Source organism: Nocardioides ureilyticus (assembly GCF_051280745.1).
In the GTDB taxonomy this organism is placed as follows: domain Bacteria; phylum Actinomycetota; class Actinomycetes; order Propionibacteriales; family Nocardioidaceae; genus Nocardioides.
In genome coordinates this window covers 1-15130 of record NZ_JBNCOG010000035.1, presented here as the reverse complement: position 1 = coordinate 15130, position 15130 = coordinate 1, and the positions used below count along the sequence as shown (strand labels likewise).

The 15130-nt window shown below is 72.5% G+C and carries 14 protein-coding genes; 9 read left to right on the top strand and 5 right to left on the bottom strand.

The features are described 5' to 3' along the window. Positions 1–80 precede the first annotated feature (80 nt). Together ACSMHG_RS16415 and ACSMHG_RS16410 are read right to left on the bottom strand one after the other, a co-directional pair. Complete coding sequence (locus ACSMHG_RS16415; protein WP_435747059.1) at positions 81–1136, bottom strand: glycosyltransferase family 2 protein; 1056 nt, start codon at positions 1134–1136, stop codon at positions 81–83. Between the two features lie 10 nt (positions 1137–1146). Next, positions 1147–2316 (bottom strand): acyltransferase family protein, encoded by a 1170-nt coding sequence (locus ACSMHG_RS16410; RefSeq protein WP_435747057.1) that lies wholly within the window; start codon positions 2314–2316, stop codon positions 1147–1149. Positions 2317–2368: 52 nt separating this feature from the next. On the opposite strand from ACSMHG_RS16410, the gene ACSMHG_RS16405 reads away from it, so the two are divergent. The 5 genes from ACSMHG_RS16405 to ACSMHG_RS16380 all read left to right on the top strand — a co-directional run bounded on the left by ACSMHG_RS16405 (position 2369) and on the right by ACSMHG_RS16380 (position 8755). Further along, entirely contained in the window at positions 2369–4222 is a 1854-nt protein-coding gene (locus tag ACSMHG_RS16405) for a hypothetical protein (protein WP_435747055.1), read from the top strand. 42 nt (positions 4223–4264) lie between these two features. Beyond that, positions 4265–5668 carry an SDR family NAD(P)-dependent oxidoreductase gene (locus ACSMHG_RS16400; RefSeq protein WP_435747053.1) on the top strand — a complete coding sequence of 468 codons (1404 nt, stop codon included), beginning with the start codon at positions 4265–4267 and terminating at the stop codon, positions 5666–5668. A gap of 289 nt (positions 5669–5957) precedes the next feature. Next, positions 5958–7484 carry a bifunctional UDP-N-acetylglucosamine diphosphorylase/glucosamine-1-phosphate N-acetyltransferase GlmU gene (glmU, locus tag ACSMHG_RS16390; RefSeq protein ID WP_435747051.1) on the top strand — a complete coding sequence of 509 codons (1527 nt, stop codon included), beginning with the start codon at positions 5958–5960 and terminating at the stop codon, positions 7482–7484. Continuing rightward, entirely contained in the window at positions 7481–8461 is a 981-nt protein-coding gene (locus ACSMHG_RS16385; RefSeq protein WP_435747049.1) for a ribose-phosphate diphosphokinase, read from the top strand. The genes glmU and ACSMHG_RS16385 overlap by 4 nt, the downstream gene beginning before the upstream one ends. A 156-nt stretch (positions 8462–8617) precedes the next feature. Continuing rightward, complete coding sequence (locus ACSMHG_RS16380) at positions 8618–8755, top strand: hypothetical protein (protein WP_435747047.1); 138 nt, start codon at positions 8618–8620, stop codon at positions 8753–8755. 42 nt (positions 8756–8797) lie between these two features. On the opposite strand, the gene ACSMHG_RS16375 is transcribed toward ACSMHG_RS16380, so the two are convergent. Continuing rightward, positions 8798–9484, bottom strand: coding sequence for a LuxR C-terminal-related transcriptional regulator (locus ACSMHG_RS16375; RefSeq protein WP_435747045.1), 687 nt, complete (start codon positions 9482–9484; stop codon positions 8798–8800). A gap of 237 nt (positions 9485–9721) precedes the next feature. Here ACSMHG_RS16375 and ACSMHG_RS16370 point away from each other — a divergent pair, with 237 nt between their 5' ends. The 4 genes from ACSMHG_RS16370 to ACSMHG_RS16355 all read left to right on the top strand — a co-directional run bounded on the left by ACSMHG_RS16370 (position 9722) and on the right by ACSMHG_RS16355 (position 13454). Then, the gene (locus ACSMHG_RS16370) at positions 9722–10411 is read left to right on the top strand and encodes a 50S ribosomal protein L25/general stress protein Ctc (RefSeq protein WP_435747043.1); all 690 of its coding nucleotides are present in this window, start codon (positions 9722–9724) and stop codon (positions 10409–10411) included. Between the two features lie 39 nt (positions 10412–10450). Then, the gene (gene pth, locus ACSMHG_RS16365; RefSeq protein ID WP_435747041.1) at positions 10451–11050 is read left to right on the top strand and encodes an aminoacyl-tRNA hydrolase; all 600 of its coding nucleotides are present in this window, start codon (positions 10451–10453) and stop codon (positions 11048–11050) included. Beyond that, a complete protein-coding gene (locus ACSMHG_RS16360) occupies positions 11050–11658 on the top strand; it encodes an HAD family hydrolase (protein ID WP_435747039.1) in 609 nt (202 codons plus the stop codon). The genes pth and ACSMHG_RS16360 overlap by 1 nt, the downstream gene beginning before the upstream one ends. A gap of 206 nt (positions 11659–11864) precedes the next feature. Next, positions 11865–13454, top strand: coding sequence for a BNR repeat-containing protein (locus tag ACSMHG_RS16355; protein WP_435747037.1), 1590 nt, complete (start codon positions 11865–11867; stop codon positions 13452–13454). 250 nt (positions 13455–13704) lie between these two features. Here ACSMHG_RS16355 and ACSMHG_RS16350 read toward each other — a convergent pair whose 3' ends face one another. Then, a complete protein-coding gene (locus ACSMHG_RS16350; RefSeq protein ID WP_435747035.1) occupies positions 13705–14274 on the bottom strand; it encodes a hypothetical protein in 570 nt (189 codons plus the stop codon). A gap of 26 nt (positions 14275–14300) precedes the next feature. Further along, on the bottom strand, positions 14301–15130 hold an 830-nt coding region (locus ACSMHG_RS16345; RefSeq protein WP_435747033.1), incomplete at its 5' end, for an HNH endonuclease signature motif containing protein.

The window sequence follows — 15130 nt, the reverse complement described above, 5'->3', positions numbered from 1 at the left end:
GCGCCGACGACCTCCTGACCGCGCTGGCGACGGCCGGGACCGTGCGCCTCCACCCGCCCGCGGAGGCGGGGGAGCGACGGTCAGCGGGCCGCGAGCCGGGCGCCGACCCGCGCCCGCACCGAGGCCAGCGCCCAGACGGAGCGGGCCAGCACCCGCGCCCGCCGGACCCGGCCGGCGCGGAGCGCGCCGACCACGGGCCGGTCCGCCCGGCGTAGGTCCTCCCGCCGCTGCACCGCGCGCTCCAGCAGCCACTGCACGTCGCGGTCGGGGAGGGCTTCGCGCAGGGCCGGCACGGCGTCCAGGCCGGGTGGGGTCGTGCGGGAGCACTCGACGGAGATGCTCCACCCGATGACCGCGCCCAGGACGGCGCGGGTCTGGTCCTGCAGGCCCCACGCCTCGAGCTGTCCGGAGAGCCGGCGGGCCAGCTGGGCGCGGAACCGCAGGTCGGGAGCCTGGGGGCGGTTGGTCAACCGGTCCGCGCCGTGCTGCACGTAGTGGTACTGCGCCGAGGAGATGAAGGCCGCTGCGGGGACCACCCGCATGAGGTCGAGGTTGAACCACATGTCCTCGAACAGCGGCAGGCGGGGGTCGAACCGGACCGCGTGCGCCTCGATCGCCGAGCGGAGGTACAGCTTGTTCCAGCAGTAGCCCATCGCCCAGATGAAGGGCTGGGGGTGGACGACCGTCCCCGGCTGCGCAGGGACGAGGGTGAGCCGGTCGACCGGCCTCGACGGGGCGCTCACCACGCCCCTCGGGCCGGTGTCGACGTCGACGACGTGGCCGGCGGCGACCAGGGGAACGCCGGTCTCGTGGGCGGCCTGCAGCAGGTCCTCGATCCAGCAGGGATCTGCGTGGTCGTCACCGTCCATGAAGGCCACGTAGGTCGCGTCGACGGCGTCCAGGCCGGCGTTGCGGGCGTTGGCGGCACCGACGTTGGTCTCCATCCGGATGGTCCGCACCCTCGGGTCCGCGGCCTCGTGCCTGCGGCACACTGCCGGTGTCTGGTCGCTCGAGGCGTCGTCGATCACGAGGATGTCGAGGTCCTCGACGGTCTGGGCCTCGATGCTGGCCAGCGCCGCGTCGAGCTGGTCGGCGCGGTTGTACGCCGTGACGATCACCGCGACGGTCCGGGCCACGGGGCCTCCTTCAGGTGCGGACGGGACGGGACCGGAGGATGCGGATCCTGCTGCGGGGGCTGGTCCGAGCCCGCCCGCTCCCACCCGGCTTGCCCGCCCCCGGCGAGAGCACGTCGCCGCGCGGCCGCAGGAACGGCCGCTCGAGCAGGTAGTAGCTGCCGAGGGTCAGCACGGCCACGGACGACAGCGCGAGCATGCCCAGCACCGGCATGGGCAGGCCGGGCACGTCCGCCAGGAGCAGGAACGGCACCGTGTGCCACAGGTAGAGGCTGTAGCTGAGCCGCCCGACGTAGGTGAGCACGGGGTGGCTCAGCAACGCGCGTACCGGACCGCCGTGGGCGCTGTACCCGGCACAGATGAGCACCAGCGTCGCGGAGACCGCCAGCGGCACGCCGGCCCACCGGTAGGGGCCGTGGCTCTCGGGGCCCAGGACGACGTAGAGCGCCAGGGCGGTCAGGGCCAGCGCGGGAGCGGCTGCCGGGACCCGCAGCGGCGCAGCGTCGGCGGGCCGGGACTGCAGGTAGAGCGCCAGCGCGCAGCCGGCGAGGAGCTCGGCGAAGCGCGCGGTGGGTCCGAAGTAGAACCAGAACGGCGACAGTCCGAGGGAGAGCAGGTAGCAGCCCGCGCCCACCCCGGTGGTCACGTGCGCGGTACGGCGGGCCGTCCACCCCCGCCGTGCCGCGGCGAGGAGCAGCAGTGGCCACAGCAGGTAGAAGTACCACTCGACGGCCAGCGACCACGTGACGCCGAAGGGCGCCAGGGCGGGCACGAGGAAGCTGCCCTCCTGCATCGCGCCCCAGACCGACGTCGTCTGGGCGAGCACCAGCAGGCCGCGCCGGCCGACCTCCCCGGGGGCGAGGCCGCTGGCCGGCACCAACCAGAAGAGCAGCGCACTCACCACGACGAGGCCGACGAGGGCCGGGTAGAGCCGGACCACCCGCCGCTTGAGGAAGCTGCCGTAGGCGGTGAGCACCCGACCGGTGCCGCGGGTGCGCCACAGCATCGTGGTGATGATGAAGCCGCTCAGCACGAAGAAGACGTCGACGCCGATGGCTCCGCCGTGGAAGAAGGGGACGTACCAGGCCAGCCAGTGCAGCGCGAGGACGGCCGAGATCGCCACCGCGCGAAGCCCGTCCAGGTAGTCGAAGCGTCCTGCGTTCGTCGGCCCACTCCTGTCCATCCGGGTCGGAGGACCCGACCGACCGGCCCAACGAGCGATCGATGTGTCGGTTATGCTCGCGCGCGTCCGGATCGTCGGTAGGCTGCCGGCCGTGCGTGTTGCTACTGCTGTCGTCGCTGCGCTGACCGCCCTGGTCGGTCTGCCGCTGGCGTCCCCTGTCCCGGCGGCCACCGCCGCGACGGACTGGGACGTGATCTCCCTGCCCGCGCGGCAGGCCGATGACGTCGTCGACGCCTACGGCGTCGGCATCCACACGCCGTTCCTCGACACCCCGTACGCCGACGCGCCGCGGGTGGCCGACGCCCTGGCCGACCTCGGGGTGCGGCACGTGCGCGACGACCTCTTCCTCGGCAACCCCCGTCAGTACGACGCGATCAGGACGATCGCCCGGCGCGGCATCGCCTTCGACCTGATCATGGGTCGCCCGGACCGGCCCGGGACCCCGGCGGACTACGTCCGCACCGTCGCCGGGCTCCCCAAGGGCGCGGTCGAGGCGGTCGAGGGGATCAACGAGTGGGACCACTTCGGCGCGGGGCGCGACTGGGTCACCGAGACGGTCTCGTGGCAGCGCCAGCTCTACCGAGAGGTGAAGCGGACGCGAGCGACGGCCCACCTCCCGGTGCTCTCGCCCGCGCTGGCCTTCCGTCGCAACTACCCCGCGCTGCCTGACCTGTCGCCCTGGTCGGACGTGGCGAACGCGCACGTCTACCCGGGCGGGTACAAGCCGGGCACGGAGCTGGGCCGCATCTTCGACGCGCTGCGGGCGGTGATCTCCGGCAAGCCGCTGGTCACCACGGAGGCCGGCTACCACAACGCCACGAACACGACGAACGGCCACAACCCCGCCTCCGAGCGGGCCGCCGGGCTGTACCTGCCGCGGCTGCTGCTCGAGCACTACACGCGCGGCCACGCCCGTCTCTACAGCTACGAGCTCATCGACGAGTTCCACGACCCCGCCAAGGTCAATCCCGAGGCCCACTTCGGGCTGCTCCGGCGCGACTGGTCGCCGAAGCCGGCCTACACCGCCATGAAGACGCTGCTCGGCCTGCTGGCCGACCCCGGACCGGACTTCGCGACGACGCCCTTGCGCCTGAAGGTGGACGGCTGGCCGAGCGACGGGCGCTTCGTGGTCACGCAGAAGCGGGACGGGCGGTACGTCGTGCTGCTCTACCGCGACGTCTCGGTCTGGGACCCGCAGGCCCGTCGGGACCTCCCGGTCGAGGCCGCCGACGTGACGTTGGCCTTCACGACCTCCTACGACATGACCGTGCACCGGGTCAGCGAGGGCGCCGCGCCGGTGAGCCGGACGAGGGGCACCACGGTCCGCGTGCCCGTCGACGGCGGGGTCACCGCCGTCACGCTGACGCCCCCGCGGCTCAACGCGCAGGCGGCTGGCCCGACGGACGTGGAGGTGACCTCCGGGGACCGGTCCGCGACCGTGACCTGGGCGCTGCCCGACCGCAGCGACGACCTCACGGCCGTCCGGGTCAAGCGCATGCCCGACGGCGTCGCGACCCGGGTCGACCCCGCAGCGGGTCGGTGGACCGACACCGGTCTGGTCAACGGCAAGTCCTACCGCTACAAGCTCCGGGCGCTGTCGCCCTCGGGTCGCTCCAGGGTCGTGAAGACGCCCGAGGTGGTGCCGGCGACGGTCCCCGGGAAGGTGCGCATCACCTCAGCGCGGGTGCGTGGCACCCGGCTCACGGTCTCGTGGAGCGCCGCTGCCGCCCGTGGCCGGCCGATCGAGCGCTACCGCGTCACCCATGGCACGCAGACGGTGGTCGTCGCGCCGACGACCACCGAGGTGACCGTCCGCCGGGTGCCGCGCGCGGTCCCGGTGACCGTGCAGGCGCGTAACGCCCGCGGCTGGGGCCGCGTCTCACGTGCTCGCGTGCAGGTCTCGTAGCGCCGGCGTGGGGCTCGTGACCGAGGAGACGGGGGAGAGCGCGTGACGGCGACCCGCAACGTCGCGGTGGTGCTCGCGGGCGGCACCGGGACGCGGGTGGGGCTGACCCTGCCCAAGCAGCTGATCAAGATCTCCGGCAAGCCGATCATCGAGCACACGATCGCGGCGCTCCATGCCTCGCCGCTGATCGACGAGATCGTCGTGATGATGGCGCCCGGGCACCTCGACCCCGTGCGGGCGATCCTGCGCGACGGCGCGTACCCCAAGGTGACCCAGGTGCTCGAGGGTGCGGGCACGCGCAACGACACCACGCGCGCCGCCCTGGCGGCGCTCGGGCCGGACGAGTGCAACGTCCTCCTGCACGACGCCGTGCGGCCGCTGGTCTCCCAGACCATCATCGAGGCGAACGTCGCGGCGCTGGCGGAGTACGACGCCGTCGACACCGCGATCCCGTCCGCGGACACCGTGATCCAGGTCCGCGAGGACAGCTCCGTGATCACCGACGTGCTGCCCCGCCACCTGCTGAGGCGCGGCCAGACTCCTCAGTCCTTCAAGCTGTCGGTGCTCCGCGAGGCCTACGCCCGCGCGGGCCAGGACCCGGACTTCGTCGCGACCGACGACTGCACCGTCGTGCTCCGGTACCTCCCCGACGTCCCCATCGCCGTCGTGGCGGGGCACGAGCGGAACATGAAGGTGACCGAGCCGATCGACGTCTACATCGCCGACAAGCTCTTCCAGCTGACCTCCTCGGACCACCCTGCCGCGCTGACCGAGGAGGGCTACCGCCGCGCGTTGGCCGGTCGGACGGTGGTCGTCTTCGGCGGCTCCTACGGCATCGGCAGCGACATCGCCCGGCTCGCCGAGACGTACGGCGCCACGGTGCTCGAGTTCAGCCGCTCGAGCACCGACACCCACGTCGAGCGCCGAGCCGACGTCGCCGCCGCAGCCGCGCGGGCACTGGAGGCCACCGGTCGGATCGACTACGTGGTCAACACCGCTGGCGTGCTGCCGCGAGGCGCGCTCACGGAGACGTCGGAGGAGGGCATCTACCACGCGACCGAGGTGAACTACCTGGCGCCGATCTTCATCGCCCAGGAGTTCCACCCCCACCTCGCGGCGTCGGGAGGGTCCCTGCTGCTGTTCACCTCGTCGTCGTACACGCGGGGCCGGTCCGGCTACGCGCTCTACTCCTCGGCGAAGGCCGCGGTCGTCAACCTCACGCAGGCGCTGGCGGACGAGTGGGCGGCGGACGGCGTGCGCGTGAACTGCGTGAACCCCGAGCGGACGGCCACTCCCATGCGACTGCAGGCCTTCGGTGAGGAGGCGCCGGAGACCCTGCTGACCTCGATGCAGGTGGCGTGCCAGTCGCTGGAGGTGCTGGTCTCCGACCAGACCGGCCACGTCATCGACGTCCGGCGGACCGAGGCCCCGGCCGCCGGTCCGTAGCGGCCACCGGCGTCCGTCCGGCGCTCCGTCAGTCGCCGCCCTCGACGACCTCACCGTCGGTGGTGTCCTCGGGCTCGTCGGAGCAGGCGGTCATGCCGAACGGCAGGGCGAGGACGGGGCCATGCGGTCGGCGTCGGCTGGTCACGTCGTCACCGAGCCGGTGCGGCCGTGGAGCGCTGTGGCACCATGCGACGGTACTGACCATCCCCGGCGAAGCCCCACCACGTGGGACGGGTAGGTCGCTTCGGCTCCCGAACAGCGACGTAGGTTCGACTCCTGCCCGGGGAGCGTGACGAACAACCTGACGGTGATCGTGCTCGCCGCCGGCGGCGGCACCCGGATGCGCTCGAAGACTCCCAAGGTGCTGCACCCGATCTGCGGGCGGAGCATGCTCGGCCACGTCCTGGCGGCGGTCCGTGAGGTGCAGCCCCAGCGCGTCGTCGCGGTGGTCGGCCACCAGCGCGAGCAGGTCGCGCCGCACGTCCAGGAGCACCTTCCGGAGGTCGTCCTCGCGATCCAGGAGGAGCAGCTGGGCACCGGCCACGCCGTGCGCGTGGCGATGGAGGCGGCGGGGGACGCCTCGGGCACCGTCCTCGTGGCGTACGGCGACACACCGCTGCTCGAGGGCCGCTCGCTGCGGGAGTTCGCCGCGGAGCACGAGGCGGCCCAGCGGGCGGTCAGCATCCTGAGCGGGGTGGTGCCGGAGCCCTTCGGCTACGGCCGGGTGGTCCGGGACGGCGACGGCGAGGTGGTCGCCATCGTGGAGGAGAAGGACGCCACCGTCGACCAGCGCGCGATCGCGGAGATCAACTCCGGGATCCTCGCCTTCGACGCGGAGTTCCTGCTCGAGGCGCTGCCGCGGATCAGCAACGACAACGCCAAGGGCGAGTACTACCTGACCGACGCCGTCCAGCTCGCGCGCGACGCCGGCCTCACCGTCGGGGCGCACCCGCTCGAGGACGTGCTGCAGACCGAGGGCGCCAACGACCGGGTGCAGCTCGCCGAGCTCGGGCGCGAGCTGAACCGGCGGATCCTCACCCGCTGGATGCGCGAGGGCGTCACCGTGATGGATCCCGCCACCACTTGGATCGACGCGGACGTCGTCCTGGCGCAGGACGTCACGGTCCTCCCGGGGACCCAGCTGCTCGGCGCCACGGTCGTGGGCGAGGACGCCGTCGTCGGGCCCGACACGACGCTGCGCGACTGCGAGGTCGGGACGGGCGCGCGCGTCGTCCGTACCCACGGCGAGCTGGCGGTCGTCGGCGACGGCGCGAACGTCGGGCCCTTCGCCTACCTCCGTCCCGGGACCCGGCTCGGCGCGGACGGCAAGATCGGGGCGTTCGTCGAGACCAAGAACGCCGAGATCGGCGACGGCGCGAAGGTGCCGCACCTGTCGTACGTCGGTGACGCCTCGATCGGTGAGGGCAGCAACATCGGCGCCGGCACGATCTTCGCCAACTACGACGGCGTGGCCAAGCACCGCACGTCCGTCGGCCGGCACGCTCGGACCGGCTCGAACAACACCTTCGTGGCGCCGGTGTCGATCGGGGACGGGGCGGGCACCGCCGGCGGGACCGTCGTGCGCCGCGACGTCCCGCCGGGCGCGCTGGCCGTGAGCAGCGGGCCGCAGCGCAACGTCGACGACTGGGTCCTGCGCCGGCGCCCCGGCACTGCCCAGGCGGCTGCGGCCGAGGAGGCGCGGGCCCGGTCGGGAGAGCCGTCTCACATCGGGGAGGACCGAATTGGGACCGACCCCGCAGGCGGGGCAGAATCGGCCCCCGCACCCCCTCCGGCGACCAGGGAGCAGGACCGATGACCGGAATGAAGAAGACCACCGAGAAGAACCTCATGGTCTTCAGTGGCCGGGCCCACCCCGAGCTCGCCGAGGAGGTCGCCGGCATCCTCGGCACCGACCTGGTGCCGACGTCGGCCTACGAGTTCGCCAACTCCGAGATCTACGTGCGCTACGAGGAGTCGGTCCGCGGCTGCGACGCCTTCGTCCTGCAGAGCCACACCGCTCCGATCAACGAGTGGATCATGGAGCACCTGATCATGGTCGACGCGCTCAAGCGCGCGAGCGCGAAGCGGATCACCGTGGTGATGCCGTTCTACGGCTACGCCCGGCAGGACAAGAAGCACCGCGGCCGCGAGCCGATCTCGGCCCGCCTGATGGCCGACCTGTTCAAGACCGCCGGCGCCGACCGGCTGATCTCGGTCGACCTCCACGCCGACCAGATCCAGGGCTACTTCGACGGCCCCGTCGACCACCTGATGGCGCTGCCGATCCTCACCGACCACGTCAAGCTCAAGTACGGCCACGAGCAGCTCTGCGTCGTCTCGCCGGACGCCGGCCGGATCAAGGTCGCCGAGCGCTGGTCGGCCAAGCTCGGCGGCGCGCCGCTGGCGTTCATCCACAAGACCCGGCGCACCGACCGGCCCAACGAGACGGTCGCGAACCGCGTCGTCGGAGAGGTCGCGGGCAAGGTCTGCATCCTCACCGACGACATGATCGACACCGGCGGCACGATCGTGAAGGCCGCCGAGGCCCTGGTCGCCGAGGGCGCCGCGGGCGTGGTCATCGCCGCCACCCACGCGATCCTGTCCGACCCTGCGGTCGACCGGCTCAAGAACAGTCCCGCGGTCGAGGTCATCGTGACCAACACCCTGCCGATCGCGCCGGAGCGCGAGTTCGACAAGCTCACCATCCTGTCGATCGCACCGCTGGTCGCCCGCGCTATCCGCGAGGTCTTCGAGGACGGCTCGGTCACCTCGATGTTCGACGGGCACGCCTGAGCGACGGGTCCCGCGGGAGCGGGACAGGCGGCCGTGCCTCCATCTCGGCTACTCGAAATGGGGGAACTGGCCGAACGGTGCTTGGCCCGGGTGGTGGGCGCAGTGACGATGGACGGGCAAGGGAACGCACCGTCGTCGCCGAGCTCGGGAGGGCCCATGAGGTCCAGGACATCGACACCGCACACCTCGATCCTCTTCGTCGGGATCGTCCTCGTCGTGCTGGGCCTGCTGCTGGCCATGGCCGGTCCGCCCGCCTTCGCCGCGGCGACGCATGCCTGGACCGTGACCGGCTGAGCGGCCATGGCCGGCCCCCTGGACGGGGAGCGGTCGGGAGGCTCAGCCCCGCGGTCGCCAGCCGCTCTCGTGCGCGAGGCCGACCGCGGCCAGCTGTGAGGAGACGCCGAGCTTCGCCAGGACCGACTTGACGTGGCTGCGGACGGTGCCCTCGGAGACGACAGCGACGTGAGCGATCTCGCGGACCGTCCGGCCCTCCATCAGCAGGCCCAGCACCTGCTCCTCGCGCGGGGTCAGTCGGCCCAGCCGCCGCTGGTGCTCCTCCCGGGTGCGGCGGTGCTCGTGCCAGAGCGCCAGGAGCTCCTCGCGGTCGGCGGTCCGCAGGACCGGCTGACCGCCGAGCAGGCGACGGACCACGGTGCGGACGTGGTCGAGGGTCTGGCCCTTCGACACCACCACTCGCGCGCCCTCGGCGAGGCAGCCGCCCCAGCGGACCCGGTCGGCCCCGCCGGCCAGGACCACCACCTCGGCGCCCGCGCGCGCCAGCGGAGCGATCAGGGGAGTGGCGTCGCCGAACCCGAGCAGGTCGAGGTCGAGCAGCACGACGCGCGGACGCAGCTGCCGCGCGGCGGCGAGCACCCCGCCGGTTCCGGCCCGCCCCGACGGGGCGGCGATGCGGCGTACGTCGTAGCCCTCGAGCGAGAAGACCACCGCCAGGGCCTCGGCGAAGAGCTCGTGGTCCTCGATGATCGCGAGGCGGCGCGCGTGCGGGGTCGGTCGTGCCGTCATCGCCGCCTCCCCCCGCGGACACCTGGTCGCCGCGCGGTCCGTCCCCCGAATTGGCGCTCGACCCGTGGCGGCACCTAGACTACTGCGGTTGCCTCGGCGAGGGAGTCTCCGGCCGCACCGGCTGTGGACGGCTCCGTGATCGACAGGGCTGGCCGTTCTCCGGGATGGACCGCGCCGTCGAGCCGAGGCCCCGAGACGCAGACCAGCCCGCACGCACGTACGCACGAGGAGAGCCCCATGGCAGCCGAGAAGATCACCGCCGAGACCCGCACCGAGTTCGGCAAGGGTGCCGCCCGCCGCATCCGCCGTGCCGACAAGGTGCCCGCCGTCATCTACGGCCACGGCAACGAGCCGATCCACGTCACCCTCCCTGGTCACGAGACGATGATGGCGCTCAAGCACGGCGGCTCGAACGCCCTGCTCGAGCTCGACATCGAGGGCACCACGCAGCTCGCGCTGACCAAGCAGGTCCAGATCGACCCGATCAAGCGGCACCTCGAGCACGTCGACTTCGTCGCCGTGCGGCGCGGCGAGAAGGTCACCGTCGACGTGCCGGTGCACGTCGTCGGCGAGGCCGTCCGCGACACGCTGGTCGTCAACGAGAACCCGACCGTCGAGCTCGAGGCCGAGGCGACCCACATCCCCGAGTTCATCGAGGTCTCCGTGGAGGGCCTGGAGGCAGGCACGCAGATCCTCGCCTCCGAGCTCGAGCTGCCTCCTGGCTCCACCCTGCTCGTCGACGGCGACACCCTGGTCGTCAACGTGACCGAGCAGGTCTCCGAGGCGGCCCTCGAGGCCGAGCTCGCCGACGCCGAGGCGGACGCCGGCATCGAGCGCGACGAGTCCCCCGAGTCCGATGGCGAGGCCTCCCAGGCCGGTGCCGAGGCGGACGCGGCGGGCGACGCGCAGGCCGCCGACTCCGAGTGACGTTCGGCTGAGCACGACCCCAGGAAGGGCCGGGACCCCGTGACCGACACCGCAAGCCCCGTGTGGCTCGTCGTCGGGCTCGGGAATCCCGGCCCTTCCTATGCGGGCCACCGGCACAACATCGGCTACCTGGTGACCGACGAGCTGGCCACCCGGATGGGTGCCCCCTTCCGCGCGCACAAGTCCGGCCGCGCCGACGTCGTGGAGGGTCGCCTCGGCGTGCCCGGAGGCGAGCAGGTCCGGGTCGTGCTGGCCCGGCCGCGCTCGTACATGAACGAGGTCGGAGGCCCGGTGAAGGCGCTCGCCGGCTTCTACAAGGTGCCGCCCGAGCGGGTCGTCGCCGTCCACGACGAGCTGGACATCCCGTTCGACACGATGCGGGTGAAGCTCGGTGGCGGCGACAACGGCCACAACGGGCTGAAGTCGATGCGCTCCTCGCTCGGCACCGGCGACTTCCACCGCGTGCGGGTCGGCATCGGCCGTCCGCCGGGGCGCCAGGACGTCGCCGACTTCGTGCTGTCGAGCTACTCCGCCGCAGAGCGGAAGGTGCTGCCCTTCCAGGTCGACACCGCCGCGGACGCCGTCGAGTGCCTGCTGCTCGAGGGGCTGGAGCGCACGCAGCAGAAGTTCAACTCCTGATGGCGGTCCGCGCGGTGCTCGTCGACGCCGACGGGGTGCTGCAGGTCAACCCGCCCGGCTGGCTGGAGGCGCTCCACGCGTTCGCGCCCGCGGGCGCCGGCGAGGAGTTCGCCGACCACCTCTTCGCGGCCGAGCAGTCGGCGCTGGTCGGGCACCGGTCCTTCCACGACGTGGTCGCCGAGGTGCTGGCGCACTGGGGTCGGGAGGACCGGGCGGGGGAGCTCGTCGACCACTACCACCGGATCGAGGTCTGCTCGGGCACCGCGGAGGTGGTGCGCGACCTGCGCGCGGCCGGCGTCCCGGTGCACCTCGCCACCAACCAGCAGGACGTCCGCACGGCGTACATGCGCGAGCAGCTCGGCTACGCCGACCTGCTGGACTCGACCTTCTCCTCGTGCGAGATCGGGGCGAAGAAGGACGACCCCGCGTTCTTCGAGCACGTCCTGGCCGAGCTGCGGCTCGAGCCGCACGAGGTGGTGCTGGTCGACGACAAGGAGCACTACGTCGACGGCGCCCGGGCGGCCGGCGTCCACGGCCTGCAGTGGACCGTCGACGACGGCACGGACGTCTTGCGCGCCCGGTTGCGCGACCTCGGCCTGCCGATCTGAGGCACGGCCCCGCTGTCCGCCGGTCCGCGAGTCGGACACGGCCGGCACGGTCGCGCGCGTAGCACGTCCCACCGGACGACCAGTCCGCGGGTCGGGGGTTGCGCGAGACGCCCGTCACATGGTTGAAACGTTCCATCACGGCCGCCAGCCGCTTCCCCCCGAGCGGTGCTCGTGGCGGACCGTGCGGACGCAAGGAGATCTCGGACATGGCACGACGCACCGCCCCTCGTCTCGCTGCAGCGCTGGGGCTGGCCGCCCTCGCCGCCGGCGCGGCCTTCAGCCCGACCACCTCGGCCGCCGCTCCGGCCCAGAGCCAGGCCCCGCTGGACTGCGGCACGGTCCCGGCAGCGGACGCCGACGCGGGCACCGGCGAGGCCGTCCTCGACACCGTGCGAGTGGACGACACCTGGGCCGGCCACTACGTCGGACAGGCGCTGCTGACCACTGGCCGGCACCAGTACGTCGCCTACTACGACGCTGACCGCGTGCTCACGGTCGCCCACCGCACGCTCGACACCGCCGAGTGGACCCGCCAGCGGCTCGGCAGCCAGCTGGGCTGGGACAGCCACAACTACGTCACCATCGCGACCGACCGGGAGGGGAACCTCCACGTCGCCGGCAACATGCACAACGACGAGCTGCGCTACTGGCGCACGACCGAGCCCGGCGACGTCACGACGCTCGAGCGCGTCCCGACCATGGCCGACCCGCGACGCGAGCGGTCGGTGACCTACCCGGTCTTCCTCGAGCTCGGCGACGGCACGCTCGTCTTCCGCTACCGCGACGGCGGCAGTGGGAACGGCGTCGACATCTACAACCGGTACGACGCCGGCACGGACACGTGGCGGCCGCTGCTGACGACGCCCGTGCTGGACGGCGAGGGAGAGCGCAACGCCTATGCCGCGAAGCCACGGCTGGGCCCGGACGGGAAGTACCACATGGTCTGGGTGTGGCGCGAGAGCTGGATCGCCTCGACCACGAACACCGTCTCCTACGGCCGCACCGACGACCTGCTGAACTGGGAGGACAGCGCGGGGGCGCCCCTCGAGCTGCCGATCACCCGCGCCGGCAGCGACGTCGTCGACCCGGTGCCGGTCGACGGCGGCGTCATCAACAACAACGTGCAGGTCGGGTTCGACGCCGAGGGCGACCCGGTCGTGGCGTACCACAAGTACGACGAGGAGGGGAACACGCAGGTCTACGTCGCTCGACCGGACGACTCCGCCGACGGCTGGCAGCAGGTCCAGGTCAGTGACTGGACCGGGGCGTGGGACTTCTCCCAGCCGGGCACGCTGGTCTTCCAGGTCGAGGTCTACTGGGCGCCGGAGCTGACCCAGGACGGCCGGCTGCGCCTCGACGTCGAGTGCCAGGGCGAGGCGAGGACCTTCTACCTCGACGCGCAGACGCTGGAGCCGCTCGAGGAGGTCGCGTCTCCGCCGACCGTGCCCGCTGAGGTGACGCGTGTGCGGTCGGACTACCAGCACGCCGCGGCGCCGGGCGAGCTCGGCACGACGATGCAGGTCAACCTCAACGACGACTCGGGCGCGGCCGGGTCGTTCCACGCCCGGGACCTGCTCCCTGACGCAGGAGAGGTGCGACGCGACCTGCTGCGGTGGGAGAGCCTGGGCGAGAACCGTGACCGTCCCCGTGCCACCTGGCCGGCCGCCCAGCCGCTGGAGGTCGTCGTGCTCGGCACCAAGGAGGCGTGCAAGGACGGCGGCTGGCGGGACTTCAGTGGCCGCTACCGCAACCAGGGCCAGTGCATCAGCACGGTGCAGCAGCAGCTGAACCGCTGACCGGTCCGACGTCCGCGAGCGGTGCCGGCGCTGGCCGCCGGCACCGCTCGCGTCGGTGATCGAGCAGCCCCATTCGGTGGTCGAGCAGGCTGCTTCGGTGGTCGAGCGTGTCGAGACCACGCTCGGCCCGGCGGTCGAGCAGGCTGCTTCGGTGGTCGAGCGTGTCGAGACCACGGCCGGTCCCGCTGGTCGAGCGCGCATATTTCGGTGGTCGAGTTTGTCGAGACCACGGCCGGCCCGGCGGTCGGGGCTAGTCCGAGCCGACCACGTACCCCTCGCCGAGCGCCTTGCTGATCTCCGCCGCGAGCACCACACCGGCGTCCTGCCACGCCCAGATCGCTGCGTCGTTGCTGCCGTTCGACCGCGCGTGGTCGCCCGCGCGGCTCCGCCACTCCTCCACGCGCGACAGCAGCTCCGCCGGGACGCCGAGAGCCCGGAGCCGCTCGGGGTCGGTGCGGAGGACCGAGAGCTGCGACGGGGGAGAGGTGCGTGGGACGGGCACGTCGATGTCGTCGCGGACCTCGTCCGCCAGTCGGCGCAGCAGGTCCTGCTGCCGGGCGTAGATCGCCGGATCGTTCTCGCCTGCGACCAGCGCCTCGTCGTGCCAGGCGATGATGTCGTCGTAGAGGCTCCGAGTGATCCCCACGAGCCGGTGCACCTCCTCGAAGTCGAGGGCCAGGCAGCCCTCGGAGTACCAGAACGGCCCGCCGTACTCGTTGACCCGGAGGTGTACGTCCTGCACCGGAGCGTCGACGACGTCGTCATCGCCTCGTGGTTCGTACGCGAGCCAGCGGTACTCGGGTCGGTCCCCGTTGCCCATGAGCCGATTCTGCACGGCGCCCATCTCTAGGTGCGGCGGTGGAAGGTGACGCTGTTGTCGGGATGTCGCTGGGTGTCGTAGGTGGGGTCGTGGATGCGGGCGTGGTGGTGGGGGCAGAGGTTGCGGGCGTTGGCGAGGTCGGTTCCGCCGCCTGAGTGCCAGGGGGTGTCGTGGTGGGCGTGGCAGAGGTAGGCGGGCCAGTCGCAGCCGACGGTGGTGCAGGTGGGTTGTTGCTGGTTGAGTGCGGTGCGTTGGGCTTTGGTGAAGAGGCGGGTGGTGCGGCCGAGGTCGAGGACCTCGCTGTGGGTGCCGAGGACGGCGGGGATGATGCCTGCTTCGCAGGCGAGGCGGCGGGCGTGGGCGGCGGAGATGACGCCGCCGGTGTCGAGCTGCGCGTGCTTGAGGCCGCCGAGGAGGGTGTGGAGGTCCATGGTGACCACGACGGTGGCGTTGGTGCGGCCGAGGTCGGGGAGCCGGTCGGCGGGGAACCGCTCGATCAGCTCGACCAATGCCGTGCCGAGGCGTTCGGGTGAGGGCCGTCGTTCGTAGGTGCCGGCGCCGTCGGTGGCGGTGAGGTGCTTGGGCGCCGAGAGCGCCAGCAGCGCCTTGTGCAGCATCTGCCCCTGCGCCTCAGGCACGCTGAACTTCCCCACCATGCTGCCGCGCCCGTCGGGGCACATCGTCAAGAACGCCCGCGCCTCGGCCTCGCGCTCCTCCCGTTCCAGGGCGCGGGCGTCGTGGGCCTCGCCAACCTCGGGGGCGACCACGGTGAGCAGGTGCTTGCCGATCACCCGCAACGCAGTGGGGTCGTGGTGGGCCGCCTCGGCCACCAAGTGCTTCTCCGCGCGCTCGTAGA

Excerpts from the sequence above, each read along its gene's own strand:
- ACSMHG_RS16410 (WP_435747057.1), bottom strand. The coding sequence starts at position 2,316 with ATGGACAGGAGTGGGCCGACGAACGCAGGACGCTTCGACTACCTGGAC.
- ACSMHG_RS16405 (WP_435747055.1), top strand. The coding sequence starts at position 2,369 with ATGCTCGCGCGCGTCCGGATCGTCGGTAGGCTGCCGGCCGTGCGTGTT.
- ACSMHG_RS16385 (WP_435747049.1), top strand. The coding sequence starts at position 7,481 with ATGACCGGAATGAAGAAGACCACCGAGAAGAACCTCATGGTCTTCAGT.
- ACSMHG_RS16380 (WP_435747047.1), top strand. The coding sequence starts at position 8,618 with ATGAGGTCCAGGACATCGACACCGCACACCTCGATCCTCTTCGTCGGG.
- ACSMHG_RS16375 (WP_435747045.1), bottom strand. The coding sequence starts at position 9,484 with ATGACGGCACGACCGACCCCGCACGCGCGCCGCCTCGCGATCATCGAG.
- ACSMHG_RS16370 (WP_435747043.1), top strand. The coding sequence starts at position 9,722 with ATGGCAGCCGAGAAGATCACCGCCGAGACCCGCACCGAGTTCGGCAAG.
- ACSMHG_RS16360 (WP_435747039.1), top strand. The coding sequence starts at position 11,050 with ATGGCGGTCCGCGCGGTGCTCGTCGACGCCGACGGGGTGCTGCAGGTC.
- ACSMHG_RS16355 (WP_435747037.1), top strand. The coding sequence starts at position 11,865 with ATGGCACGACGCACCGCCCCTCGTCTCGCTGCAGCGCTGGGGCTGGCC.
- ACSMHG_RS16350 (WP_435747035.1), bottom strand. The coding sequence starts at position 14,274 with ATGGGCAACGGGGACCGACCCGAGTACCGCTGGCTCGCGTACGAACCA.